Origin of the sequence: Achromobacter kerstersii, assembly GCF_902859595.1 — a bacterium.
Classification (GTDB): Bacteria; Pseudomonadota; Gammaproteobacteria; order Burkholderiales; family Burkholderiaceae_B; genus Achromobacter; species Achromobacter kerstersii.
The window spans coordinates 41,979-68,335 of the sequence record NZ_CADIJQ010000008.1; the positions used below are offsets into that span (position 1 = coordinate 41,979).

Annotated in this window: 24 protein-coding genes and 1 tRNA gene; 7 read left to right on the plus strand and 18 right to left on the minus strand. The window is 63.9% G+C overall.

The genetic code is table 11. The features are described from left to right. The first annotated feature begins 252 nt into the window (after positions 1 to 252). Together HV765_RS21540 and HV765_RS21545 are read left to right on the plus strand one after the other, a co-directional pair. On the plus strand, positions 253 to 1,851 hold the full coding sequence (locus HV765_RS21540; RefSeq protein WP_175170892.1) for an MDR family MFS transporter: 1,599 nt from the start codon (positions 253 to 255) through the stop codon (positions 1,849 to 1,851). A gap of 3 nt (positions 1,852 to 1,854) precedes the next feature. After that, positions 1,855 to 2,301 carry a MarR family winged helix-turn-helix transcriptional regulator gene (locus HV765_RS21545; protein WP_054423139.1) on the plus strand — a complete coding sequence of 149 codons (447 nt, stop codon included), beginning with the start codon at positions 1,855 to 1,857 and terminating at the stop codon, positions 2,299 to 2,301. Between the two features lie 23 nt (positions 2,302 to 2,324). On the opposite strand, the gene HV765_RS21550 is transcribed toward HV765_RS21545, so the two are convergent. The 16 genes from HV765_RS21550 to betI all read right to left on the minus strand — a co-directional run bounded on the left by HV765_RS21550 (position 2,325) and on the right by betI (position 17,944). Then, positions 2,325 to 3,374 (minus strand): Csu type fimbrial protein, encoded by a 1,050-nt coding sequence (locus HV765_RS21550; protein WP_175170893.1) that lies wholly within the window; start codon positions 3,372 to 3,374, stop codon positions 2,325 to 2,327. A gap of 46 nt (positions 3,375 to 3,420) precedes the next feature. Then, positions 3,421 to 5,643, minus strand: coding sequence for a fimbria/pilus outer membrane usher protein (locus HV765_RS21555; protein ID WP_175170894.1), 2,223 nt, complete (start codon positions 5,641 to 5,643; stop codon positions 3,421 to 3,423). 144 nt (positions 5,644 to 5,787) lie between these two features. Then, the gene (locus tag HV765_RS21560) at positions 5,788 to 6,486 is read right to left on the minus strand and encodes a fimbrial biogenesis chaperone (protein ID WP_217483380.1); all 699 of its coding nucleotides are present in this window, start codon (positions 6,484 to 6,486) and stop codon (positions 5,788 to 5,790) included. Positions 6,487 to 6,589: 103 nt separating this feature from the next. Continuing rightward, positions 6,590 to 7,114 (minus strand): Csu type fimbrial protein, encoded by a 525-nt coding sequence (locus HV765_RS21565; RefSeq protein WP_175170896.1) that lies wholly within the window; start codon positions 7,112 to 7,114, stop codon positions 6,590 to 6,592. A 25-nt stretch (positions 7,115 to 7,139) separates the two neighbouring features. Then, complete coding sequence (locus HV765_RS21570; RefSeq protein WP_175170897.1) at positions 7,140 to 7,679, minus strand: Csu type fimbrial protein; 540 nt, start codon at positions 7,677 to 7,679, stop codon at positions 7,140 to 7,142. Between the two features lie 25 nt (positions 7,680 to 7,704). Then, the gene (locus tag HV765_RS21575; RefSeq protein ID WP_175170898.1) at positions 7,705 to 8,235 is read right to left on the minus strand and encodes a Csu type fimbrial protein; all 531 of its coding nucleotides are present in this window, start codon (positions 8,233 to 8,235) and stop codon (positions 7,705 to 7,707) included. 317 nt (positions 8,236 to 8,552) lie between these two features. Beyond that, entirely contained in the window at positions 8,553 to 9,644 is a 1,092-nt protein-coding gene (gene ychF, locus HV765_RS21580; protein WP_054423140.1) for a redox-regulated ATPase YchF, read from the minus strand. A gap of 95 nt (positions 9,645 to 9,739) precedes the next feature. Beyond that, the gene (locus HV765_RS21585) at positions 9,740 to 10,519 is read right to left on the minus strand and encodes a CPBP family glutamic-type intramembrane protease (protein ID WP_175170899.1); all 780 of its coding nucleotides are present in this window, start codon (positions 10,517 to 10,519) and stop codon (positions 9,740 to 9,742) included. Beyond that, complete coding sequence (gene pth / locus HV765_RS21590; protein WP_054423142.1) at positions 10,519 to 11,115, minus strand: aminoacyl-tRNA hydrolase; 597 nt, start codon at positions 11,113 to 11,115, stop codon at positions 10,519 to 10,521. Before pth ends, HV765_RS21585 begins: the two co-directional genes overlap by 1 nt. Positions 11,116 to 11,213: 98 nt before the next feature. Next, positions 11,214 to 11,825, minus strand: a complete 612-nt coding sequence (locus HV765_RS21595) for a 50S ribosomal protein L25/general stress protein Ctc (RefSeq protein WP_054423143.1) — start codon at positions 11,823 to 11,825, stop codon at positions 11,214 to 11,216. A gap of 147 nt (positions 11,826 to 11,972) precedes the next feature. After that, on the minus strand, positions 11,973 to 12,923 hold the full coding sequence (locus tag HV765_RS21600; protein WP_006227587.1) for a ribose-phosphate pyrophosphokinase: 951 nt from the start codon (positions 12,921 to 12,923) through the stop codon (positions 11,973 to 11,975). A gap of 141 nt (positions 12,924 to 13,064) precedes the next feature. Beyond that, a tRNA-Gln gene (locus tag HV765_RS21605) sits at positions 13,065 to 13,141 on the minus strand. A gap of 1 nt (position 13,142) precedes the next feature. Next, positions 13,143 to 14,042 (minus strand): 4-(cytidine 5'-diphospho)-2-C-methyl-D-erythritol kinase, encoded by a 900-nt coding sequence (ispE, locus tag HV765_RS21610; protein WP_175171035.1) that lies wholly within the window; start codon positions 14,040 to 14,042, stop codon positions 13,143 to 13,145. 33 nt (positions 14,043 to 14,075) lie between these two features. Then, on the minus strand, positions 14,076 to 15,749 hold the full coding sequence (betA, locus tag HV765_RS21615) for a choline dehydrogenase (RefSeq protein WP_175170900.1): 1,674 nt from the start codon (positions 15,747 to 15,749) through the stop codon (positions 14,076 to 14,078). A gap of 84 nt (positions 15,750 to 15,833) precedes the next feature. Continuing rightward, positions 15,834 to 17,303 (minus strand): betaine-aldehyde dehydrogenase, encoded by a 1,470-nt coding sequence (gene betB / locus HV765_RS21620; RefSeq protein ID WP_054423145.1) that lies wholly within the window; start codon positions 17,301 to 17,303, stop codon positions 15,834 to 15,836. A 17-nt stretch (positions 17,304 to 17,320) separates the two neighbouring features. Then, complete coding sequence (gene betI / locus HV765_RS21625; RefSeq protein ID WP_175170901.1) at positions 17,321 to 17,944, minus strand: transcriptional regulator BetI; 624 nt, start codon at positions 17,942 to 17,944, stop codon at positions 17,321 to 17,323. Positions 17,945 to 18,273: 329 nt separating this feature from the next. Between betI and HV765_RS21630 the strand changes: the two genes are divergently transcribed. Further along, the gene (locus HV765_RS21630; protein WP_175170902.1) at positions 18,274 to 19,860 is read left to right on the plus strand and encodes a BCCT family transporter; all 1,587 of its coding nucleotides are present in this window, start codon (positions 18,274 to 18,276) and stop codon (positions 19,858 to 19,860) included. 42 nt (positions 19,861 to 19,902) lie between these two features. Here HV765_RS21630 and lolB read toward each other — a convergent pair whose 3' ends face one another. Beyond that, positions 19,903 to 20,484, minus strand: a complete 582-nt coding sequence (gene lolB / locus HV765_RS21635; RefSeq protein WP_175171036.1) for a lipoprotein insertase outer membrane protein LolB — start codon at positions 20,482 to 20,484, stop codon at positions 19,903 to 19,905. A 17-nt stretch (positions 20,485 to 20,501) separates the two neighbouring features. Then, positions 20,502 to 22,388: a tetratricopeptide repeat protein gene (locus tag HV765_RS21640; protein WP_054423148.1), complete on the minus strand. Its 1,887-nt coding sequence runs from the start codon at positions 22,386 to 22,388 to the stop codon at positions 20,502 to 20,504. Between HV765_RS21640 and mutM the strand changes: the two genes are divergently transcribed. The 4 genes from mutM to HV765_RS21660 all read left to right on the plus strand — a co-directional run bounded on the left by mutM (position 22,387) and on the right by HV765_RS21660 (position 26,335). Beyond that, entirely contained in the window at positions 22,387 to 23,214 is an 828-nt protein-coding gene (gene mutM / locus HV765_RS21645) for a bifunctional DNA-formamidopyrimidine glycosylase/DNA-(apurinic or apyrimidinic site) lyase (protein WP_175170903.1), read from the plus strand. The two genes, HV765_RS21640 and mutM, sit on opposite strands and share 2 nt — an antisense overlap. A gap of 138 nt (positions 23,215 to 23,352) precedes the next feature. Next, positions 23,353 to 24,306 (plus strand): MBL fold metallo-hydrolase, encoded by a 954-nt coding sequence (locus tag HV765_RS21650; protein ID WP_175170904.1) that lies wholly within the window; start codon positions 23,353 to 23,355, stop codon positions 24,304 to 24,306. Positions 24,307 to 24,429: 123 nt separating this feature from the next. Next, positions 24,430 to 26,109, plus strand: a complete 1,680-nt coding sequence (locus HV765_RS21655) for an FAD-dependent oxidoreductase (RefSeq protein WP_175170905.1) — start codon at positions 24,430 to 24,432, stop codon at positions 26,107 to 26,109. Positions 26,110 to 26,128: 19 nt separating this feature from the next. Further along, a complete protein-coding gene (locus tag HV765_RS21660) occupies positions 26,129 to 26,335 on the plus strand; it encodes a DUF2783 domain-containing protein (protein ID WP_054423152.1) in 207 nt (68 codons plus the stop codon). The last annotated feature ends 22 nt before the right edge of the window (positions 26,336 to 26,357 follow it).

A 26,357-nucleotide genomic window follows, 5' to 3' on the forward strand; every position in this document is an offset into this window, starting at 1 on the left:
CGAAGCTGCGGCGCCAGAAAGGGAGGATCTACCAGGGAAGGCCTGCTGAAGACGCTGGCATGACCAGCGTGCAGATTTCGCTATCGTAACAAATCAGGCCGCCTTCGCGATGACTTGTCAGGTCATGACACCAAAAACCGGACAAATCACATGCCCTGAAGCCCAAAAAACGGCGCTTTCAGCTGACGGCTTTCTGTCTGGCGGATTGTAGGACTAGAATAATTGATCAATCAATTATTGATGCATCCAACAATGTCCGCCCCCGCCCCCAGTACCCCGCATTCGCCCGGCCAGATGCTTCCTTTCCGGCAAACCCTGCTTGCCATGCTGGGCATGTGCTTCGTCATGATGATGGTCGCCATCGACCAGACCGTGGTGGGCACCGCGTTGCCGACCATTGTGGCCGAACTCAAGGGCTTCGAACTGTATGCATGGGTTGCGACGTCTTACCTGCTGACCTCCGTCATCACCGTGCCCATCTTCGGACGGCTGGGCGATTACTACGGACGCAAGCCGTTCGTGGTGGCCGCCATCATCCTGTTCACGCTGGCCTCGGTGCTGTGCGGCGCGGCCAACAGCATGCTCACGCTGGTGCTGGCCCGCGCCTTGCAAGGTATCGGCGGCGGCATGCTGGTGGGCACCGCGTTCGCGTCCATCCCCGATCTTTTCCCGGACCCGCACGTGCGGCTGCGCTGGCAAGTCATGCTGAGCTCGGCCTTCGGTATCGCCAACGCCGTGGGGCCGACGCTGGGCGGCGCGTTGACCGAACACTACGGCTGGCGCTCGGTGTTCTATGTGAACTTGCCGATCGGCATTCTGGGCTTGTGGTTCGTGTCGCGCTATTTGCCGCACCTGCGCAACCACACATCGGGCAAGGTCCGGCTGGACTGGCAAGGCGCCGTGCTGATCGCGCTGGCGCTGGGCAGCCTGCAATTGCTGGTTGAACTGCTGCCCAAGGAAGGCTTCAGCACCGCCCTCGTGCTGCTGGCCGTGGGCAGCATCGCCGCGTTCGCGCTCTTGATCTGGTGGGAAAAGCGCTGCCCGCACCCCCTGCTGCCGCTGGACATGTTCCGCAACCGCGGCCTGGCCACGCTCTTCACGCTGGCGCTGCTGGTGGGCGTGACGATGTATTCGCTGTTGTTCTACGCGCCGCTGCTGCTGCAAGGCGGCTTTGGCCTGTCGCCCCAGGATGCAGGCTTGCTGATCACGCCCATGGTCGTTTTCATCACGGTGGGCAGCATCATCAACGGCCGCATCATCACGCGCATTCGCAATCCCAACCGCATGCTGTACGCGGGCTTCTTGCTGATGGCGCTGTCCTGTTTGGGTATTGTCACTACCCATAGCTATACGTCACATGGGCTGATCGCCGCCTACATGCTGATGGCCGGCCTGGGCATGGGCTTCATCATGCCCAACCTGACCGTGTTCGCGCAGCAGACGGCGGGCCGCACGCATCTGGGCATTGCCACGGCGCTGTTGCAGTCGCTGCGGATGATTGGCGGCATGCTGGGCACGGCGGTCGTGGGCACGATGGTCAGCCACAGCTACTTCAGCGGCGTGGAATCCACGCTGCATGGCGCATCCGCGCAATGGCTGCCCGAATTGAACGACCCGCAGATGCTGGTGAACCCGGCGGCCCAGACCCAGTTCCTGGCACAATTGGCGCATCAAGGCCAGGACGGGACGTCGCTGATCGAGATCGCGCGGGTCGCGCTGGTGGGCGCCATTCATGAAGGGCAGCTCATCGCGCTTGCCGTCGCCATCTTCGCGCTGTGGTGCGTGCGCCGCGTGCCCCTGGTGCAATTGGCGCGGCCTCCCAAAGCGGAGCCGGCCAGCGTCGGAGAATAGCTTTTGCCCAAACAACAACAAGGCCTGCAAGTCATCCAGCACATGGGGCAGACGTACCGCGTCATGCAAAGCGCATTCAGCAGCAAGGTGGGCCACGCCCTGCCCCGCTGGCGCATCCTGCTGGCGCTGCATGAATGCGGACCTTGTTCGCAAAAGCATCTGGCCGAACGCTGCCGCCTGGACCCCGCGTCTTTGACGCGGCAATTGCAGGCCATGCAAAAGCTGGGATGGATCTCGCGCGCCGTGGACGCGCAAGACAACCGCCTGACCAACGCCACGCTTACCGAAGCCGGCCAGGCGGTCGTGAACGAAGCCCTGCCCAAGCGCGCAGCCTTCTTTGAAGCGTCGTTGAAGGGCTTGTCAGCCACCGACATCGACACGCTGAACCGCGTGCTGACCGTGCTGGAAACCAACTTCGTGCAGGCCGCAGGCGACAAAGACCGCGCGTGAACACCTTCGTGCGTGCCGCCTGATCAGAACTGCACATCCACGACCACATGGTCCACGTACGTTCCTGCTGATGGCGTGGGCCGGTCAGTCAGGATGACGCCGCGATACTGGAACACCTGCGGCGTCAGCCCATCCAACACGCCCGGATTCAATTCCGACTCATGGCTGCGCCGGCGCTCAGCGCCCTGATCGCCCCAGCGGTCGGCCGCCACATTCGATTTGTACAGCTGATACGCCAGAAACTCCGAGCCATTCGACATGCGTCTGATCACGCCGTCGGGGTGCCTGCCTGGGCCCATCCCCACGCTGTATGACGCCCCTTTGGTGCAACGGACCCGCACCTGCCCGCTTGCTGCGGCGAACTCGCTCACCAGCGGCGCGCTGCCAAAATTCAAATCGGGCGTGGTCATTTCGCACTGCGTGTCCACCGTCAGGCTGAGCTGCAATGCGGCCACCTCGCCCGCGCCCCAATACTGCACGCCATGGCAGACCAGGCCGGCGGTGCAACGCCCCGTCAAGCCGCGGCTTCGGTCCCAACCGCCGGCGGCGGCGCACGCCCCCGCCACCAGCGTGCCGGGGCAAATCTGCCAATACCAGCGGACGAACAGCGTCGCCGTATACGTGCCGGCGGCGATGCTGCTTCCGGTAGCGGGTTGCGTGGCGAAGTACAGCGGAATGTCCGCGCTGCCCGCCGCGCCCAGCCACGACCATTGGCTCAGTTCAACCAGACTGCCCACAGCCAGCGGCAGGCTGCGGTCCTTGCCGGCGTAGATCTGGAAGGGCAGGACGTCGCCCGTCGTGGGGTTCCTGAGCAGGCCGCCGTCGTGACTGTCGAGCCGCAAGCGTACCCAGTCCTTGCCATACACCGCGACGCCGCCCCGTTGGCAGCTCAGCCCGCCGGATGACGACGTCTCGATTCGCGACTGGCCCGCATCCAGTGAGCCGTGATTGCCCAACGCCGCCGCCACGCCCGTGCGCACGCCGCAGGCCGGCCCTGCCCAGCCGGCGCTTGCGTAGAGCGTTCCGGCAAGCGCGGCGCCCGCGATCAGCCCGCGCAAACATCCGCCTGTCATTGCCCGCCCCCAAACCCTTCCCGTCCCCAAGGCAGGGCGGGTCCGATCAACGGCACACCAGCGGACCGACATGCGCGATTTCCTCCAAGTCCGGTTGCAGGTCAAAGGCCACGCGGCACGCCTCGCCGCCAGGCGGCGCGACGCGTAACGTGTTGCGCGCCTGCAATTGCTCCAGATAGACAATGCCGTCCCAGCCCACCACGCCAGTCTGCCCATCCTCGCCGCTGACCCGGGCCCCGATGGCAATCGGCGCGCCGCTTGCGTCGTGCAAGACGATGCTGGCCGCTCCAACCCGCGCAATCGGAAATTCCAGCAGGTATCCGCTGCCCGCACGCACCGCCACCCGCTGCTCGACCACGTCAGTGCGGTAGTTGGATGGCAGGTCCAAGGTGTCGACTTCGTACTTCCCGCTGTAGTAGGAGATGGCCCAGGGCATCAACAAGTGGCCGTTGCGATTCGTCCGCCCCACCACCTGGTTCTCGTATCGGACCGGCACGTCCGCCACGCCGTCCGTGCTGACCAGCACGAACGCGTCCTGGATACCGTTGGCCGCCATCAGCGCGCCGTCCATGAAGACGAGCGACCCATTTGCCGACGCCCACCGCGTATCCTGGCCCTTCTGGCCGTAGACGCCACCTTCCACTTGCGCGGCCTCGCCCCGCCACGCCAGCCCGGCTTGCCGATAGCTGCCCGCCTGCCCGGCATCGCCGTAGGCCAGGTCCCACCCGAATCCGCCATCGCCCGCCACGGAACGCTGATAGTCCAACCGCCGCGTCATCCGGCCATCCGCCGCGCGCTCCACGCCGCCACTCAAGGTATCGCGGCTACCGATCGGAATCAGCAATTGCATCAGCACCGACCAGCCGTCGCCGCCCACCTGCCGGTTGGATGACACCCACATGCTGCTATTGCCCCACAACGGCTTGCTCCAGCTAAGGTTGAGCAGCCGCGTGCGCTGTGAGCGCTGATCCCGCACATCGAAGTACGCGGCGCCGAGGCTGCCGCCCCAGCCCATCGACGCGCTGGCGTTCGCCTGCATGCTGCGCCTGCCCGTCCGATAGCGTCTATCCAGGCTCGACAAGTCTGCATAGTCCGGCGTGCGTTGAATGTGCTGCACGCCCATGCTGAAGCCGCGGTTGGCATATTGATAGCCCACGGTTGTCTGATGACCGGCGGCCCCACGCGCCACGCTCGCACTGCGCGCAGCGTTGAACGTGCCGGCATTGCCTACCGTGAAGACCGCACCCAGCCCGGCCGCTCGCATCTGGCCTGCCCCTTCGGCGTGAGTTTCCAAGGTCAGCCCCCGCGTTAATCCATAGCGCAGTGAACCGCTGCCCGCCCATCCGGCATAAGCCAAGCTCCTGCTGCCGTAGTCTTGGCGCAAGCTGCCCATGGCCAGCGAATAATCGGACATCCCGGGGTTGAGCAATTCGCTGGACACATAAAACGGCACCGTGGCGGATACCTGACGGCCCAGCGCATCCGTCGTGACCACCACTGCCTGCCCCGCACCGTTGATGAAGGGAACGTTGGTCAGCGTGAAGGGGCCGGGCGCGACGTCTGTCGTGCTGTTCCGATACCCATCGATGAACAGATCAACCGTGGTGGGCACCGACGCCTCGCCGGAAAACTGCGGCAAGGGATAAGTGATGACATCGGGGCGCACCGAGAAATCCCGCGACACCTGCACGCCCGCCATTCTTGCCGGCCGATTCCATGCCAAGGAATTACTGATCAGGTCGCCCACTTCATAGGTCACGGCGTGGCCTTCATCGGAGTAGCGCCATTGCGTGTCATAGCGCTGATAGCCGCGGGTGGCATTGCGCCCGGCGCCATGAGGCCAGCGGTAGATGCCCGTGTTGCGCAACACCCCCCACGTGCCAAACACGCGCGCCTCGTTCCAGGCCGTTGTGTAGCCGCCGCCCTCGTTCGGCATGCTGGAATAGATCTGATAGTTCAACAAGCCGCCGGCGCTGCTGCGCGCAATCTGGCGCGCAAACACAGCGGTCTCGCCCAATTGCTGATCGGGCAGCCACTGCGGGGGCACCGTCAGCAGCAGCCGCTGCTGCCCGCTGTCGTAGTGCACCGTCATGCCCGTCATGGTGTCCAGCCACACCCCGTCCGGCTCGGCCGCCGGCAGGCCGGCGTGCCGGAGGTCGGCGGCATTCACCTTGAAGCGTCCGGCCATGGCCTGCACCGGCACGACGCGTCCGCTTGCGCGTTGATTCACGACGAGCTCCAGATACAGCGTGCCCGCAAGCGTTGACATGGCGGCTCCCGCCCGAGGCGGCGGGGGCAACGGCGCGCCATGCGCGCTTGCCGGCGCAAACGTTGCCCACAACAGAAGCCCGATACCTCCAAGGCTGCGCCATGGGGGGGGCAAGGCGCCGCTGGCTTGGGCACGCATGACGCGTCAAGGCAGACGGGTCAGGATGTGCAATGTGGGTCCTCCGTTGATCCGTGCGCGCAGCACGCCTTCGCCGCGCGCACGCGCGCCTTCCGGCAGCGGCCAACGCATGACGCTGCCTGGCAGCACATAGCCCAGCAATCCATCAGACACCGTGGTTTTCTGCTTGCCCGCTTCCAGCGACACCTGCGTCAGGCGCGCATGCATGCTGCCTTGGTTGCGCACTTCCAGATGCGCCTTACCCGCCAGCGTCACCACGCTCCAGCCCAGGCCCTGCGCGCCGTCGGATTCATGCCGAGGCTTGCCCTGCAACTGCGGTTTGCCGATCAGCCCTTCGCCGTATGCAAAGAGCGGAACGGAATAACGCATCTGAAAATTCACCCCACGCCCTTCCTCTGGCAAGGCGCCATCATCCACTGGCACCTCGTCGATAACGATGCGGTACGCGCGTTCAACCCCGGCGGGCAAGGGGTCCGGCCGTGTCAGCCGAACGAATTGTTTTTGGCCCGGCGCGATCCGCATCATCGGGGGGCTGCCAATCACATCCCGCTGTTCGGCGTAGCTGTTCTCGTTGCCTTGCTGCGTCCATTCGAAAATGCGCAGTTGCAGATGCGCCGCCGTGCTGCCCCGGTTTTCCAGCCACAGGCTGCTTGCGCGCTGGCTGCTTTCGATGACCGGGTTGATGGGCCAGATCAGGATGGACATGGCGGCGGACACCCTGCCGGGAAGTGCCGCCAACCCCGTTGCGATACCGCAGAAAAGCAGTCGAACCAATGCACGCCGGCAACACATGGGCAAGCCTCCGGTTTCACCATGACAGCGTCACGATCAATACGTCTTGATAGATGCCAGCCGGCGTCACGCCGGGCAGCTGCAACACGCCATGCAAGGGCAGATGAAGGTCTTCGGCATGGTCGTAGCGAAGCGCCACCGCTTGATTGATAGCGATCGGCCGGTTCAACCCCGCATCGGCATACAGCTGATAAGGCAGCAGGCGCTTGCCGTTATGCAGATGGCGTTGGCCGCCTTGCGAATGCAGGCCGCCGTTCACGCTCATCAACAACGACACGCCCGGCGTGCACATCAGCTTCAGCCCCGATTGCGGCGTCAGGCTGGTCTGCACGCGGTCGCCGCCCACCGCGGGCCGGGCGCCAAAATCCAGCGTTCCAAAATCCAGTGGCGCGCTGCCGCCGCTAAGCTTGCAGCCCGGCGTGATCGTGGCGGAGACCTTGAGCGTTGAGGAGGTCGCCGCCATGGCCACCGCTGCGAACATGCAGGCCACGGCGGCTGCGAGCCCGCGCACCCAAGCGCCGCAGCGTGAAGTGAAAACCATAAAGAACCCGCCGGCGCGCGTCGCGTCAGAAACTCAGCGTGACGGTCATCACATCGGTGTACAGGCCCTTTTCCTTGCCCGCGCCGCCCGAGAACGGCGGGATGGCGCCATAGACGGGAATCGGTACGGCGTTACCGCCCGCCAGCCGATACGAATGCTGCTGATCGACCACAAACACTTCGCTACGCGCGGCATCGCGATAGACCTGATAGTCAATCGTGCCGCCGTTGATGTGGCTCAGCTTGCGCGAACCAGACAAGCCGCCATCAATGCTGACGGCCACCTCGTCCACGGACGCGTCGCACGTCACGACCAGGCCGCCGCCGGCCGTTGCCACTTGCGCGGTCAGCACGTTGGTCCACGTGGGGCTCGTCCTGCCGAAATCCAGCATGCCAAAATCGTTGCCGTTTCCATTGGCGGCCAGCTTGCCATTGATTTCGCAACCGCTTTCCACATTGAGCCGCACCATCACCTGCCCGCCGATATCGGCTACGGCGCCCCCAACAGGCAATAGCACCATCATCGCAACCGCGATCATCGACGCGGAAATATTGCTGCGTTTCATGCGAACTCCTTGGAAGGTAAAGCCCTTAAAAATACAAAGTCAGGTTCAGGGTGTCGGTGTAAAGCGCTTCGGGTTTGGGCTTGGACATGTTTGGCCTGACGACGCCGTAGATCGGTACGCGCACGGGTTCGTTGTCCAACGCCGGAAAATCGACCAGGCCGTCAATGGGATAGACCTTGGTGCGGCTGGCGTCCTGAAAGACTTCATAGGCAATGCGGTCGCCCGCAGCCTCCATTTCTCGCGTGCCGCGCAAGCCCCCATCAATACTGAGCAGAAAGCCGCCGGTGCCTTCGCAATGGATTTGCAGGACGCCATTGGGGCCGATCACTTCGCCCGACAACACGTTGGACCACAACGGCGCCGTGCTGCCAAAATTGAGTTCGCCAAACTGGTTGGTGTTGCCCTGGACTTCGCCATTGACGAAGCAGCCTGCCGACACTAGCAACGACACCTGCACCTGCCCGCCCACATCGGCCTTGGCATCCCCGGTGAAAGCGGCCGCTACGCTGGCGACCATCGCCGCAGAAAAGGCAAAAGACCTTACCTTGTTCGTCATCTTCCCCCCCACACACAGGCCGAGAGACCCGTGAACCCCTTCCCGATTCACGGCGATCCACACAAGGACGCCATAGGGCGTCTGGCACGATGATCTGGGGATACTAGGCTGGCTTGTGGAGGAAAGACCACCGCGAAAACACACTGAGACCTTGATTCGTATTAATAAGAAGCGTCGGGGTTTTCAGTGAGCGTGCAGAGATGCTGGAGCGGAATCTGCACCACGTTTTCTGACGCCCAAAAACGAAAATCCCCGCGGCCACTGAGGCACACGGGGATGCAGGGGCGCCGATTCGGCGCCAGGAATGCTGCGGGCGCTTAGACGTTGAACAAGAAGTTCATCACATCGCCGTCTTGCACGATGTATTCCTTGCCTTCGGCGCGCATCTTGCCCGCTTCCTTGGCGCCTTGCTCACCCTTGTACGTGATGAAGTCTTCGTACGCGATGGTTTGCGCGCGGATGAAGCCGCGTTCAAAGTCGGTGTGGATGACGCCGGCGGCTTGCGGGGCGGTGGCGCCGATGGCAACCGTCCAGGCGCGCACTTCCTTCACGCCAGCGGTGAAGTAGGTTTGCAGGCCCAGCAGCTTGAACGCGGCGCGGATCAGGCGGTTCAGGCCCGGCTCTTCCATGCCCATGTCGGACAGGAACGCCTGGCGATCGGCGTCGTCCAGGTCCACGATTTCGGATTCGATGGCGGCGCAGATGGCCACGACCGGCGCGTTGCGCGCGGCAGCGAATTCGGTCAAGCGGTCAAGCAGCGGGTTGTTGGTGAAGCCGTCATCGGCGACGTTGCCAACGTACATCGCGCGCTTGGCGGTGATGAAGCACAGCTGGGCGATGTCGGCCTGTTCTTCCGTCGTCAGGTCCAGCGCGCGGATCGGCTTGGCTTCGTTCAACTGGGCAATGCACTTTTCCAGCACGGCCACGATGCGCTGCGATTCCTTGTCGCCCGAACGCGCGGTCTTCTGATGACGCAGCAACGCTTTTTCAGCGGTTTGCAGGTCAGCCAGGGCCAGTTCGGTTTCGATGACTTCGATGTCGGCGATCGGGTCGACCTTGCCGGCCACGTGGATCACGTTGGGATCTTCGAAGCAGCGCACGACGTTGACGATGGCGTCGGTTTCGCGGATGTGCGACAGGAACTGGTTGCCCAGGCCTTCGCCCTTGCTCGCGCCGGCCACCAGGCCCGCGATGTCGACGAATTCGACGGTGGCGGACAGGATGCGTTCGGGCTTGACGATTTCAGCCAGCTTCTGCAGACGCGGGTCCGGCACTTCGACCACACCGACGTTGGGTTCGATGGTGCAGAACGGATAGTTCTCGGCGGCGATGCCGGCGCGGGTCAGAGCGTTGAAGAGAGTCGATTTGCCAACGTTGGGCAGGCCGACGATGCCGCATTGCAGAGCCATGGGAATCCTGTGTAAGTACGGTATTGATCGTTAACGTTCTAGTTTACCCCGGGTGGGGCAAACGGCTCTTTCGCCAGCACGGGGATACGGCCCCGCTATTTGGCGATCGACGGCGCCCAGCGCATGACGGCCCAGATCATCAAAATGGGACCCGCGTTGAACGTGGCGTGCAGCAGGATGGCCGCCCCGATGCCGCGGCGCACGCGCATCCAGCCCAACACCAGCCCGGTCAGCCATTGCGGCAACACCAGCAACGGCATCAGCCAATACGGTGTCTTGCTGTAGACGAAGTTGGTCAGGTGGACGGCGGCGAACGTCAGCGCGATCAAATGAAAGACCAAGCCAAAATGCGTCAGGTAATACCGCCGCCAAGGGGTGTCCCAGCCCGCAAGCGGCGCGGCGCGGCCGCGCGCACCCCAGATAGCCAGGATGACGAATGCGGCCAATAGCAGCCCCGTCCACAGCTTCGGGCCGTACAGCACGACGGGCATCAGCGCAGGCACCAGCCACAGCGCCTGCAATGGCCGTCGCAAGCCGTAGCGAAACAGCATTTCTTCGACCAGCGGCGCCCACAGCACGGCCGTCAGCCACGGCAGGTTGGCCGGATCGATCCGATGCGTGGCGCCGCCCAGGCCGGCCGCCATCACGGCGACCGGGCCCAGCGCAAATAGATTCAACGCCCAGAGCAAGCCCGCCCAGGCCAGCAAGCGGCCAGGCCGGATACCCGGCCACCAATCCGCCCACAGGCCGCTGCCCATCGTGCGCCCCGGCAGCCGCGACGCGGGACGCGGATGGCGGATAAAGCGCCAGAAGTCCGCGGCCTCGTCACGGAAACGCGTCTTGCCAACGGAAGCGGGCGGCTTGGGTTGGAGCATCAGGCGACGTTGCCGCTGTGCAATTGACGCGTCGCCAGCGCGAAATCACCGGCCAGCATCGCCGGCACCACGGCGCGGCAACGGTCGATGACGGCTTCGATTTCTTTTTGTTCATCGCGGCGCGGCGGATGCAGCACGAAGTCCGCCACTTGCTGCGCCAGGTTCAAGGTGCGCGGATGGCCGATACCGATGCGCAGGCGCCAGAAATTCGGGCTGCCCAGCACCGCCTGGATATCCTTCAAGCCGTTATGGCCGGCGTGTCCGCCGCCCTGCTTGAGTTTTACCTGGCCCGGCAACAGATCCAGTTCGTCATGCAACACCAGCACCTGCTCCGGCTCCAGCTTGTAGAAGCGAGCCAGCGCGCCGACCGCCTGGCCGGATTTGTTCATATAGGTGATGGGTTTGAGCAGCAGCACGTTGTCTGCGCCCAGGCGCGACTTGGCCACCATGCCGAAAAAAGATTTCTCAAGCGCAAAAGAAGTGCGCAAGTCGTCCGCCAGGTGGTCGGCCAGCCAGAAGCCGGCGTTGTGCCGCGTGGTTTCGTAGTCGGGACCGGGATTACCCAATCCCACAATGAGGCGTATGGGAATAGACATGATGGAGGGTGTTTAAACCAAAAAACCCTGCGCATGCAAATGCACACGCAGGGTTTCGAGCATAAGCCGCAGAAAGCCCGAAGGCTTTCCGACAAGACTTAGGCAGCCGGAGCGGCTTCGGCTTCGTCGTCAGCGGCGGCAGCGCCACCCTTGACGATGGCGGCAGCCAGCAGCGGGTTGTCTTCACCGCCGTGGGGAACGTACGTCACGCCCATCGGCAGCTTGATGTCAGCCAGGTGGATCGAAGCGCCAGCCAGGATGTTGGTCAGGTCGACTTCGATGAATTGCGGCAGAGCCTTCGGCAGGCAGGTGATTTCCAGTTCGGTCGTCACGTGGCTGATGATGGCGCCCGACAGCTTCACGGCCGGCGAGATTTCAGCGTTCACGAAGTGCAGCGGCACCTTGGTACGCAGGGCTTGGTTGGCGTCCACGCGCTGGAAGTCCACGTGCAGGACTTGCGGCTTGTAGGCGTGCCATTGAACCGAACGCAGCAGAACTTGCTCTTCCTTCGCGCCTTCGAGCTGCATTTGCAGGATCGATGCGTGGAATTCTTCCTTACGCAGGGCGTGGTAGATCTCGTTGTGGTCGAGTTCGATGTTCAGGGGGGCAGCCGTACCACCATAGACAATGGCGGGAACGCGGCCCGCGCGGCGCAGGCGGCGGCTCGCACTCGAACCCTGGACGCTACGCGCAGTGGCGATAAATTTCATGGAAAACTCCAAAAACAAAATAAGGTGAAGAGGCTTCACCAGTTAACGGCACGGCGCGCAACATGCGCGCCGTGTTGGTTGCGCCTTGCCGCGACCAGCAAGGTGCAAAAACTAGGGTGGGCTGTGGCCCGGCTGACGCGCCAGGCGTCAGTCGACGAACAGCGAGCTGACCGATTCCGCGTTCGAGATACGCAGGATGGTCTCGCCCAGCAGCGCGGCGCACGACAGCTGGCGAATCTTGCCGCTGGCCTGGCCTTGCTCGGAGAGCGGGATGGTGTCGGTGACGACCAGTTCGTCCAGTTCCGACGCTTCAATGCGGTCAATTGCGCCGCCCGACAGCACGGGGTGCGTGCAATAGGCGTAAACGGCGCCGGCGCCGCGGTCTTTCAGGGCCTGGGCCGCCTTGCACAGCGTGCCGGCGGTGTCGACCATGTCGTCCATGATGATGCAGGTACGGCCGTCGACTTCACCGATGATGTTCATCACTTCCGACACGTTGGCGCGCGGACGGCGCTTGTCGATGATGGCCAGATCGGCTTCCAGTTGCTTGGCCAGGGCGCGGGCGCGAACCACGCCGCCGATGTCCGGGGACACAACGACCAGGTTCGAGAAATTGCGGCGCCAAATGTCGCCCAGCAAGATCGGACCGGCGTAGATGTTGTCCACGGGGATATCGAAGAAACCCTGGATCTGGTCAGCGTGCAGGTCCATCGTCAGGACGCGGTCAACGCCAGCCACTTGCAGCATGTTGGCCACAACCTTGGCCGAGATCGCAACGCGCGCCGAACGCGGGCGGCGGTCTTGGCGGGCATAGCCGAAATAGGGAATCGCGGCGGTGATGCGGCCAGCCGAAGCGCGGCGCAGGGCATCAACCATGACCATGATTTCCATCAGGTTGTCATTGGTGGGAGCACAGGTGGGCTGCAGGACGAAGACGTCCTTGCCACGCACGTTCTCGTTGATTTCGACCATCACTTCGCCGTCCGAGAAGCGACCAACGGTCATCTTGCCCAGGGACATATCGAGGTGGTTGACTACGTCCACGGCCAGCCGAGTGTTGGCCGTGCCCGTGAAGATCATGAAGCTATCGTTTGCCATGATGGATGATGCGATGGTCGTTTTAAGACACTAACGAGGTGATGCGGGGTGAAAACACCAGCGGACCCGGAAAATAAAAAAGCTGCTGAACCCGGGCCAGTGTCTTACAGGCGTGTTCAACAGCTTTTTTATGTATTCGGTTGGCTGGGGAGGAAGGATTCGAACCTTCGCATGCCGGAATCAAAATCCGGTGCCTTAACCAGCTTGGCGACTCCCCAACTATCTTGCAATCCAATTCCGCAACGGATGTTCAGTTAAACCAGTACAAGCCTGCACTAACCGAAACCGTGGATGCGTTGTGCTGTTTGTTTCAACAGCGCCGCGCATTATAGCGGATATTTCTGCTTTTGCCAAAACGGCTTCAGAAAGTTCGGAAAACTCGGCGAATAAACATGCGCCTGATCCCGACATGCGTACAGGGTAACCCTGTTCTGCAAGCCACCGCGATGCCCTGAAAACTTCAGGATAAAGACGGTGAACTACCGGCTCCAGATCATTTTTCCCGAAGGAAAATGTCGGCGAAGCAAGAAAGTCCGCTATTGTGATGTAAGAAGAATCCCTTGTCAAATCGGGCGCTGAAAATATCCCTACGGTCGGCACGCTTGAGTCCGGCTGCGCCACCAGATAAGCCCGTTCCGGCAGCGTGATGGCGGTGAGATCTTCGCCCACGCCTTCTGCGAATGCCGACTGCCCGAACACGAACACGGGCACGTCTGCGCCCAGCGGCAAAGCCAGCGCCATGAGCTCGCGCCGCGTAAGGCCCGTACCCCACAATTTGTTCAACGCGATCAGCACGGTGGCGGCGTCGCTCGACCCACCGCCCAGCCCGCCGCCTTGCGGAATGCGTTTCTCCAGCGCGATCTGCGCACCCTGCCGCGTGCCGGTGGCGCGCTGCAGGGCATGGGCCGCGCGCAAGGTCAGGTCATCGGCTTCTGACACGCCCGGCAATTCTGCGGCGCGGCTGATGACGCCATCGGCGCGCAGATCAAAGTGCAGCGTGTCGCATAGGTCAATGAAACGGAAGACCGTCTGCAGCAGGTGGTAGCCGTCGGCGCGGCGGCCCACCACATGCAGGAACAAGTTCAACTTCGCGGGAGCGGGTACGTCGTAGAGCGTCACGGAAAAACAACCGATGCGGGACAAGCCCCCATTCTAGCCACGCGCCGCGCCCTCTGCCGTGTAGTACGGCACGTGAACCCGCGCAAGCGGCACGCGCCCGCGCAGATGATCGGCAATTTTTTCCGCCATCATGATGACCGGCGCGTTCAGGTTTCCCGTGACGATGTCCGGCATGATCGACGCATCAATCACGCGCAAGCCTTGCAGCCCATGCACGCTGCCGTAGCCATCCACCACCGCCATCGGGTCCGATGCCGCACCCATCTTGTTTGAGCACGACGGGTGATAGGCGGTCTCGGCCTGCGCACGCACGAACGCATCAAGATCAGCATCGCTTTTCACATTCACCCCCGGTGAGATTTCGCGGCCCGCGTAGGGCGCCAGCGCGGGCTGCGCAAAGAGCTCACGCGTGATGCGCAGCGCCGCGCGGAATTCACGCCAGTCCTGCTCGTCAGACATGTAGTTGAACAGGATGCTGGGATGGTCCTGCGGTGAACGCGAGCGGATATGCACACGCCCCCGGCTGGGCGAACGCATTGATCCCACGTGCATTTGAAAACTGTGCACCTTGATCGGATTGGAACCGTTGTAATTGATGGCGACCGGCAGGAAGTGATATTGCAAATTCGGCCACTGAAAATCGTCATGGCTGCGTATGAAGCCGCCGGCTTCGAACTGATTGCTGGCGCCCACACCCGTACCCATGAACAACCACTGCGCGCCGATCTTCGCTTGGTTGTGCAGCCTCAGGGATGGCGCCAAGGAAACAGGCAGCTTGCATTCATACTGCACGTAGAGCTCAAGGTGATCCTGCAAGTTCGCGCCCACACCGGGCAGCTCGTGCAACACCGGCACACCCACGTCACGCAACAACGCGCCGGAGCCGACACCTGAGCGTTGCAGAATCTGCGGCGACGCAATCGCGCCCGCGCACAACAGCACCTCGCGCAGCGCATGGCTGCGATGATGCTGCCCGTGCTGCTGCCAGGCCACGCCCACGGCGCGCTGGCCAGAGAACAGAATCACATCGGTCAACGCGCGTGTGACGATCGTCAGGTTCGTGCGCCTGCGCGCCTGATCCAGATACCCGCGCGCGGTGCTGGCGCGCCTTCCCCGCGGCGTGACCGTGCGATCCATCGGCCCAAAGCCTTCCTGGCGATAGCCATTCACGTCATCGGTTGACGCATAGCCTGCCTGAGTACCCGCTTGCACCATCGCGGCGAACAAGGGATTGTTGTCCGCCTTTGGTGTGGTGACGCTGACCGGCCCGCTATCGCCGTGATAATCGCAGCCGCCCACATCGCGGCTTTCGGCCTTTTTGAAGTACGGCAAACACGACAGGTAATCCCAATGCGCCAGGCCATCGATACGCGCCCAATGGTCGTAGTCCAGCGCATTGCCGCGGATGTAGCACATGCCGTTGATCAGTGACGACCCGCCCAGCCCTTTGCCGCGTCCGCAATCCAGGCGGCGGCCGTTCAGATGCGGTTCGGGATCGGTTTTATAGGCCCAGTTGTAGCGTGTGCCTTGCAAGGGCATCGCTAGCGCAGCGGGCATCTGCGTGCGGAAATCCAGCCGATGATCCTGGCCGCCGGCTTCCAGCAACAGCACGGTGGTTCCGGGATCTTCGGTCAAAAGTGCGGCCAGCACATTCCCGGCGGAGCCTGCGCCGATGATGATGTAGTCGTACTCCTTCTTGATGGACATCGTCTTCTCCCCCCTGCACACGGAAAGCGGAACGCCAGGCGTGACCGCCCGGCGAGACCTGCGGCAATGAAGCGCCGAGCCGGGTCAGAAGACAGAGGCGAACGACCCCAGCTCGACTTGCACGGACTTGGTCTGCGTGTATTCGGCCAGCGCGGCCAAGCCGTTTTCGCGGCCGATGCCCGATTGCTTGTAGCCGCCCACCGGCATCTGCGCGGGCGATTCGCCCCACGTGTTGATCCAGCAAATACCGGCCTGCAAGTGATGCGCGATGCGGTGGGCGGTATTCAGGTCGTTGCTGACGACGCCCGCCGCCAAGCCGTAACGGCTGTCGTTGGCGCGCTTGATGACTTCGTCTTCGTCGTCGAAAGAAAGAATGCTCATCACGGGGCCAAAGATCTCTTCCTGCACGATCTCCATGCTGTCGTTGCAGTCCGTGAATACGGTGGGCGCCACGTATGCGCCCTTGGCAAGCGCGCCTTCGATCATGCGCACGCCGCCTGCCAGCAGATTGGCGCCTTCGCGCTTGCCGATCTCAATCCAGCTCAGCACATGGTCCATATGCGCAAAGCTGACCAGGGGGCCGAAGTTCGTGCGCGGGTCGCAAGGCTCGCCCACGCGGATGCGCGCCACGCGCACCAGCACGGCGGCTTCGAACTCGGCCTTCATTGAGCGATGCACGAACACACGCGTGCCGTTGGTGCATACCTGGCCCGAGCTGAAGAAGTTGGCCATCACGGCGATGTCTGCTGCGCGGTCGACGTTGGCGTCCGGCATCACGATCAGTGCAGACTTGCCGCCGAGCTCCAGCGTGACGCTCTTAAGCGATGACTGGGCCGCCGTAGCCATGACGTGTTTGCCGGTATCGACCCCGCCGGTGAACGATACCTTAGCGATGCCGGGGTGGCTGGTGAGCCAGTCACCGATCTCGCGGCCGCTGCCCAGCACCACGTTGAATACGCCATTGGGCAAGCCGGCTTGCGTGTAGATCTCGGCCAGCCGCAATGCCGTCAGCGGCGTGATTTCAGCGGGTTTGAAGACCATCGCGTTGCCCGTCGCCAACGCCGCGGCCGACTTCCACATCGCGATTTGAACGGGGTAGTTCCATGCGCCGATGCCCGCGATGACGCCCAGCGGTTCGCGCCGGGTGTAGAAGAAACTGGTCTCGCGCAGCGGCGCCTGCACGCCTTCGACAGCGGCGGCCAGGCCGGCGTAATACTCGATGACATCGACGCCCGTGGCGATGTCCACCAAGCGCGTTTCCGACAACGGCTTGCCGGTATCCAGGGTTTCGAGTTCGGCCAATTCATCATTGCGCTCGCGCAGCAACTGCGCCGCCTTGAGCAGCACGCGCGAGCGTTGCGCGGGCGTGCGCGCCGCCCAGACCTTCTGCCCTTCCTGCGCACTGGCCACGGCGCGGTCGATGTCTTGCCGGGCGGCCACCTGCACTTCCGCCAAGACCACGCCGTTGGCGGGATTCACCGTGGTGATGGTCTTGCTGCTGATGGCGTTGGTGCGCCGGCCGTGGATGTAGAGCTGTTGGATAGGCAAGGGCATGAGGGTCCGTCCTGTCGTCAGAGTGAGGGCGGGCCCAAGGCTGGACTGCCCCCGGATTGGCTGCGAGCAAGCAGCAGGTCTACATAGTCGTAAGCGATGGCGCGCGCGTGATCCCCGATTACCGCCGCGCCCATCAGGCTGCCGCGCAACCACAGCCCGTCGATCATGGCGGCCAGCCCGCGCGCCGCAATGCGCGCATCGGCCAACGGCATGACACGCAGAAACTGGCAACACAGGTTGGAGTACAGCCGGCGGTCGTTGGCGCGCTGCAAGCGGCGCAAGCGCGGCTGGTGCATGCTGGCCGCCCAGAACGTCAGCCAGGCGCGCATGGCGCTGCCCGAGACTTGCGTGGGCACGAAGTTGCCATCGACGATGGCGCGCAACTGAGCGCGCGCATCGGGCGCCGCGGCGGCACGGGCGCGCGATACGGAATCGCGCAAGTTACGCAGCAGTTCGCGCATGGTGGCTTCCAGCAAGCCGTCTTTGTCGCCGAAGTAATGGCTGATGATGCCGGTGGACAGCTTGGCCGCGCGGGCGATGTGGGCGATGGAGCTTTCCGCCAGGCCGACTTGATCGATGGAATCAAGGGTGGCCTGAATCAGTTGATTGCAGCGGATGGGCTGCATTCCGACTTTTGGCATGGTGGGCGCGGTTCCTGGTGTGACGATGGGCGGGCCGGAAGGCGGTTCGCCGGGCTGCGATGGAGTCTAGTTTATATTGATTGATCATTCAATATAAAACCGGTAAGGTCCGCCAAACGACGGCGGAAGATGCATCGGAACACGCGGCAGCCCACGCAGCAGCCGATGCAGCAGCCCATGCAGCAACCCATGCGGCAGGCCATGCAGCAACCCATGCACCAGCCCATGCGGCAGAACAATCAGCAGAACATTCAGCAGCGCCCGCCGCAGCACACAACGAACGACCACAATGCAGCACCCAGGCAGTACCACCAGACGGGGAGACGGCGGTGCAACAAGACGGGGACAGCACGACGCAACAACCAGGGGCCGCGCCAGCCAGGCGCGTGTGGCTCGCGCACACGAACCCCGTCGTTTTCCTGAGCGCTTCAGGCGCCGTGCTGCTGATCGGCGCCCTGCTCATCACCTACCCCGATGCCTCGCAGGCTTGGCTGGAGACGGCTCAGTGGTTTGTGGCGGCGCACTTCGGCTGGTACTACATGCTGGCGATGGCGGCGAGCGTGGGCTTCGCGCTCTGGCTCGCGTTATCCCGCCACGGCGCGCTGCGCTTGGGCGATGACGACGAGTCCCCGGAATTCAGCTATCTATCGTGGGTGTCGATGCTGTTTTCTTCCGGCATCGGCATCGCGCTGGTGTACTACGGCGTGTACGAACCCCTGGACCATTTCCTGCTGCCGCCAACCGGCGCGGGCGGCACCACGGAAGCCGCGCGCAATTCGCTGACGTTGACGTTTCTGCACTGGGGCATTCACGGCTGGACGCTGTACGCGCTGACCGCAACGGCGCTGGCGTACTTCGCGTATCGGCGCAACCTGCCGCTAGCGCTGCGCTCGCCGTTGCAGGGCTTGCTGAACCGGCCGCTGCCCAAAAGCGTAGGGCATGCCGTGGATGGCTTTGGCGTGCTGGCCACCATCGTGTCCATGGTGACGAACCTGGGGCTGGGCGCATTGCTGCTGCACGCCGGGCTGACGTACCTGCTGGGCGTACCCAATACGGCGGCAGTGCAGGCGCCCATCGTGATCATCATGATGGCCGTGGCCACGGGCGCGGCGGCGCTCGGCATCAAGCGCGGCATTGCCGTGCTATCCAACATCAACACCTATCTGATGGGCTTCCTGCTGCTGTTCATCTTCCTGGCCGGCCCGACCCGCTTGCTGCTGGACGCGCTGGTGCAAAACCTGGGCGACTACCTGAACGCTTTCCTGGGCAAAAGCTTCGACCTGTATCTGTATGACCTCAAAGCCGAGCGCTGGACCAGTTCCTGGACGATCTTCTACTGGGCGTGGTGGATCGGCTGGGCGCCGTTTGTGGGCATGTTCATCGCGCGCATCTCACGCGGGCGCCGCATTCGCGAATTGATCTTCGGCGTGATGCTGGTGCCGCTGGGCTACACGCTGGCGTGGCTGTCCATCTTCGGCAATACCGCCATTGATCTGGTGATGAACCAAGGCGCGGCGGCCCTGGGCGACGCCGCCATGACCAACCCGCCGATGGCGTTCTACAAGCTGATGGAATATTTGCCCATGACGAACCTGGTCGCCGCGGTGGGCGTCGTGATGTCGTTCATGCTGTTTCTGACGCCGGTGGACTCAGGCACGCTGATGATCGCCAACCTGTCGGCGCGCGACGCCGACGCCGGACGCGACGCACCCATCTGGCTGCGCATCTTCTGGGCGGTGCTGACAACAATGCTGGGAATTGGCCTGCTGCTGGCGGGAAACTTCAATGCCATGCAGACCGCGGTGGTGCTCTGCGGCCTGCCGTTTTCAGTGGTGTTGCTGTGCTACATGGCGAGCCTGTACCGGTCGCTCGCGCGCGACAACCCTGAACCACGCAGCCAGCCCGCCGTGCGCTGACGGCGGGCGCTCAGGGCCGACACGATCAGCGCTGATTCACGATCAGCGCTGATTCACGACCAGCCGCACCATGATGCGGCGGCCCGGCTCCTGGCGTTGCAGAACCAGCAGCTGCGGGCCCTTCGTGTCATAGCGCGACAGGTTGGCTTGCCAGCCACCTTGCTCGAAGGCCGTGGGGCGGCCCAGGTCATCACGCTTGATCTCTGTGGCTTCCGGGTCAGCCGGCAGCTTGCCGCGCAGCCAGTCGCGCAGGCCGGATACCGGCATGCTGCTGCCCAGCGCGTCTTCCGCCAGCGCGTCGGGGTTATCGGCCGTCAGGCGCGTGCCGTCGGCCTTGGTCAGGCTGGCCGAACCGGGCTGGCCTTCGACGCGGGCTTCGGTAGAACCCAAGGGGTTGGTCAGGTCCAGCACATAGCGCCGGCCATCGTCCGACCACGAAAAGCCGCCCTGCACGGCGTTCTGCTTGCCGCTTTCTTCATTCACCGTGATGGCGAAGCGGCCGATGCGCGAAAACGCATCGGCGCTGGCGCCTTCAATCGGTTTGGGCGTGGTGGTGCAGGCGGCCAGGGCCATGGCCAACATCGCCATCAGCGCCCAGCGCAGCCACGCTGCCGCGCCCGCCATGCGTTGCACTACTGCCCTCACAGACGAACTCCCAGACGCTTGACGACGTCCTGGACGGTCTTGTTCTTGGGATCTTTCATGAGCGCGGCGCGCAGCAGCTCGGTGGCCTGATCGCGCTTGCCCTGGGACCACAGCACTTCGGCCAGGTGGGCGGCGATATCGGCTTCCGGACGCACGCTGTAGGCGCGGCGCAGGTATTCCGCCGCGGACTCCGATTCGCCCATGCGGTACTTGACCCAGCCCATGCTGTCCAGAATGAACGGGTCATTGGGCGACAGTTCCAACGCCTGGGTGATCAGGTCCAGCGCTTCGGGCAGGCGCTGATTGTGGTCAGCCAGCGTGTAGCCCAGCGCGTTATAGGCATGCGCGTGGTCCGGGTCCAGCGCAATGACCTGACGCAGCATGCGTTCAAGATCGGCCAGACGGTTCTGGCGTTCGTACAGCATCGCCAGTTCGTATTTGATTTCGACCGTGTCCGGCAGCGCCTGGTCGGCGGCTTCCAGCGTGGTCACGGCTTGCCCCACGCGGTCGGCGTCGCGCAGGATCTGCGCCTTGGTCAGCACGCCCAGCGTGCGTTCTTCTTCATCCTGCGGGCCTGCGGAATCAATCATGGCCAGCGCGTCGTCGACGCGGCCGCTCTTGGCGCGCAGCGCAGCCTGACGCATGCGCACGGAATAGCGCAGGGTCGGGTCGTCGATACGGCCAAGTTCATTGATGGCTTCGTCGTAGTGGCCCTGGTCTTCAGCGATGCGCGACAACAGCACATGCGCGTCGGCGGCGGCGGCCCCCGCGTCGGTTGCGCCCGGCACCGTGGCGCGCTGGCGTTGCTGCTGCACATCCAGATATTGCTGAAGCAGCGTCTTCGCCTGCGGCAACTGGCCCGCCTTGTAGGCCAGCTGGGCCTGCATGAAGAGCAGGTCGAAATCTTCCGGCGAGCGGCGGGCCATGGCCTGCAATTCGGCCAGCGCGCCGTTGTAGTCGCCGCTGTCGGCCAGTTGGCCGGCCAGCATCAGGCGAACCTTGCGGGCGCTGGGATTGCGGTTGATATAGGCGCGGGCTTCGGTTTGTGCGCGTTGGGGGTCGACCTTCGAGCCATATTCCAGCACGCGCTGGGCGGCGGGTTCGGACTTGGGGTCTGCCGCCAGCGCCGCGCGGGATTCCTGCGCCGCGCGCTCGTAGTCGCCCGCGGCCGAGGCCACGTCGGCTAGCGCCAGATGGGCGGCAGGCAGCTTGCGCACGCTATCGCTCAAGGATTCGTCCAGGATGCGCAGCGCCAGACGGCGGTCGTTCAGGCGGCTCAACACGGCCAAGGCCTGGCCGATGGCGGCCGGCTTGTCGCGCGAAGCGTCGATACGGTTGCGCAACGCTTGAGCCAGGCCCTTGGTCTGCCCGTTGGCGGCGGCCAGCGCCAGCTCGGTGGAGCTGGCCTCGACGTCGTTGGGAGACAGGCGCGCCCAGACCCGGGCCGCGTCCAGCGCGCCGGGCAGGTTGCCGCCCGCGAGCTGGAATTCCAGGCCGCGACGGGCCAGGCGGGGGTCGCCCGTGTCCCGGGCGAGGCCGACCATGGTGGTGGCGGCCGTGCCGTACATGCCGCGCTGGGCGGCGATCTCCGACGCGAGGACGCGATAGAAGATGTCGGCGGTCAGTGATACGTAGGGCAATTGGCCCGGACGCAGGCGGATCACCTCGGTTTCTGGCTGGCGGTTCTGCGGGGCCATACGCGGCCCGGTCGCATCACGCGTCCGGCTGTCGGCCGCCTGGGCTGGCAGCGCAAAACCTGTTGCCAGCGCAAGCGCCAGCGCGGCGATCCCGATATTCATTTGTTTGAAAGACGACTTCACGCGGCCCGTCCGGTTGATGGCACAATCTTCGTACACGCAATTGATGATCTTACACTGGCTCATGCCGGAACTGCCTGAAGTCGAAACTACGCGTCGCGGAATCGACGCCGTCATCACCGGCCGGACGTTGAATCGTCTGCTCGTCCATGAACCCCGCATGCGCTGGCCCATCCCCCCGGATCTGCCTGCGCTGATCGGCGGCCGCGCCGTTCTGGAGTGCGCCCGCCGGGGCAAATACCTGCTGCTGCGCTTTGAACACGGCACCCAGATTGTGCATCTGGGCATGTCCGGGTCGTTGCGCCGCGTGGCTCCCGGTGAATTCTTGCGCAAGCACGACCACGTCGAATGGATTTTCGATGACGCCGTGCTGCGCCTGCATGACCCCCGCCGGTTCGGCGCGGTCTTGTGGCACCCCGAGGCCGACGGCCCGATCGACGCCCACCCGCTGTTGGCCAAGCTGGGCATCGAACCCTTCGACCCGCGCTTTGACGGCGCGTGGCTGCATCGCCACTTCAAGAATCACAGCGCCGCCATCAAACAGGTGCTGCTGGCCGGGATGGCGGTGGTGGGCGTGGGCAATATCTACGCATCGGAATCCCTGTTCCGCGCGCGCATCAACCCGAAGACGCCGGCCAACAAGCTGTCGCTTGCGCGCTGCGAGCGGCTGGCCGACATGGTGCGCGCCACGCTGGCCGACGCCCTGACCTCTGGCGGCAGCACCCTGCGCGACTATGTTGGCGCTACGGGCGAACCTGGGGCCTACTTCGAGATCCATGCCGCCGTCTACGAACGCGAAGGCCTGCCCTGCCGGGTGTGTTCCACCCCAATCCGGCGCTTCGTCCAGGGCCAGCGCGCCACGTATTACTGCCCGAAGTGCCAAAGGAACTGAATCATAAGTCCCCGAAAACCCTCGGGAAATCCCTGTAAAAACAAGGCCGTTTGTTTATAGCGAACGTATTGCACAAACACTAACGCCACGCTATATTCCTTCCACACACCTATTCCTATAACAGTGGAAGGAGCCTCCATGAGCAAGCAATTCGCCTCGCACGCCGATATGGACGACAAGGTCGTCTCGTTCGAAAAGCTGTCCGACAACGCCTATGCCTACACGGCCGAAGGCGACCCCAACACGGGCGTGATCATCGGCGACGAGGCCGTCATGGTGATCGACACCCAGGCCACGCCGGTCATGGCGCAAGACGTCATCCGCCGCATCCGTGAAGTCACGGACAAGCCGATCAAATACATCCTGCTGTCGCACTACCATGCCGTGCGCGTGTTCGGCGCTTCCGCCTACAACGCCCAGGAAATCCTGGCCAGCCGCGACACCTACGACCTGATCGTCGAACGCGGCGAACAAGACAAGGCCAGCGAAATCGGCCGCTTCCCCCGCCTGTTCCGCAACGCGGAATCGATTCCGCCGGGCCTGGTCTGGCCGACGATGACGTTCAAGGGCGAAATGACCGTCAACCTGGGCAATCTGGAAGTCAAGCTGCTGCAAGTGGGCCGCGGCCACACCAAGGGCGACACCATCGCCTGGCTGCCCGAACAGAAGATTCTGTTCGCAGGCGACCTGGTCGAATACCAGTCCACCCCGTACTGCGGCGACGCCTACTTCCGCGACTGGCCCAGCACGCTGGACGCGCTGTCGGGCTTTGAAGCCGAAAAGATGGTGCCCGGACGCGGCCCCGCCTTGAAGAGCGCCACCGAAGTCCGCCAGGGCCTGGCCGGCACCCGCGCCTTCCTGACCGACCTGTACGGCGCCGTCAACCGCGGCGTGGCCGAAGGCAAAGACCTGAAGACGATCTACCGCGAGGTCTACGACTTCATGAAGCCGCGCTACAGCGACTGGGTGATCTTTGACCACTGCATGCCGTTTGACGTGTCGCGCGCCTACGACGAGGCCTCTGGCCACACCCACCCGCGCATCTGGACCGACAAGCGCGATCTGGAAATGTGGGCGCAGCTGGAAGGTTAAGGCGCACGGGCCGCTGAAGACGGCCCTGCCCGAACTGGAATTTGGCAAGAACCGAAGACGCGCGTCGCAAGACGGCGCGCGGCTTCGCGCATAAAAACAAAGTGATCCACACAGGAGACAACCGTGGGAGACATCGACTTTCAGGCGATGGAGTTCGCCTATGAAAAGCACGCCGACCAAAGCGCCGGCGCAGCGCCGCGCCATCAAGTGGTGGTGGTGGGCGCCGGCCCGGTCGGCCTGACCACCGCGCTGGATCTCGCCCGCCAAGGCGTGCGCGTCGTGGTGCTGGACGACGATTACCGCTTGTCCACAGGCTCGCGCGCCATCTGCTTTTCCAAGCGCACGCTGGAAATCTGGGACCGCCTGGGCGTCGGCCAGCGCATGATCGACAAAGGCGTGTCGTGGAATGTGGGCAAGGTGTTCTTCCGCGAACAGGAAGTGTGGCGCTTTGACCTGCTGCCCGAACCCGGCCACCGCCGCCCCGCCTTCATCAACCTGCAGCAGTACTACGCCGAAGGCTATCTGTACGAGCAGGCGCGCCAGGAACCGAATATCGACCTGCGCTGGAAGAACAAGGTGGCCGGCGTCACGCAAGCCGATGACGGCGTCGACCTGACGATCGAAACCCCCGAAGGCCCGTACACGCTGCACGCCGACTGGCTCGTCGCCTGCGACGGCGCGCGCTCGCCGGTGCGCAAGCTGATCGGCCAGGAAAGCCACGGCCGCATCTTCCGCGACCGCTTCCTGATTGCCGACGTGAAGATGAAGGCCGACTTCCCGACCGAACGCTGGTTCTGGTTCGACCCGCCCTTCCATCCCAACCAATCTGTACTACTGCACCGCCAGCCCGACAACGTCTGGCGCATCGACTTCCAGCTGGGCTGGAATGCCGACCCCGTTGAAGCCGTCAAGCCCGAGAACGTGCTGCCGCGCATCCGCGCCCTGCTCGGCCCCGACGCGCAGTTCGATCTGGAATGGGTCAGCGTCTATACGTTTGCGTGCGAGCGCATGGACAAATTCCGCCACGGCCGCGTGGTGTTCGCCGGAGACTCCGCGCACCGCGTTTCGCCGTTTGGCGCACGCGGCGCCAACAGCGGCGTGCAAGATGCGGAGAACCTGGCGTGGAAGTTGAAGCTGGTGTTGGCGGGCCTGGCGCCCGATACGCTGATCGACAGCTACAGCGCTGAACGCGAGTTCGCCGCCGACGAGAACATCCTGAATTCGTCGCGCGCGACCGACTTCATCACCCCCAAGAGCGACATCAGCCGCAGCTTCCGCAACGCGGTGCTGAACCTGGCGAAGACGCATCCGTTCGCGCGTTCGCTGGTCAACAGCGGCCGCTTGTCATTGCCCGCAACCTACGCCGCGTCGCCCTTGAACACGCCGGATGCCGACGCGTTCAAGGGCCGCATGGTGCCGGGCGCGGTGGCGCTGGACGCGCCTGTCGCCGCACACGGCGATGAAGGCTGGTGGATGTCGCAACTGGACGGCGGCTTTGTGCTGGCCGTGTTCTGTGACGGCGCGCTGCCCAGCCGCGATGTGCAATCCGCCTTGCAGTCGCTGCGCATGGCGGCGGTGCCCGTCAAGGCCGTGCTGGTGGCAGGCCCGCAGTGCGACGTGTCGGGCTTGTCTGCCGACCTGCCAGTGGTGACGGACGTTCAAGGGTGCCTGGCCAAGCGCTATGACGCAGAAGCGGGCACGGCTTACCTGATCCGCCCCGACCAGCACATCGCCGCGCGCTGGCGCGCGTTCAACGCAGAAGCCGTCGCCGCCGCCGTAAAGCGCGCAACGGGCCACGCGTGAATCCAGAGGTCATTCCATCATGCTGATTACTGAAACCAATCTGAGCTCGCCGGACGACTTCTACGAGGCGCTGATCGAAACGCACCGCGACCTGACCAACGAGCAAAGCCAGGAACTGAACGCGGCGCTGATTCTGCTGCTGGCCAACCATCTGGGCGATGTGGCGCTGCTGCGAGAGGCGTTGCAGCAAGCGCGGGCATCGGTGACGAACACAACGACGGTTTGAAGGGCCATAGGATGGGTGAAGC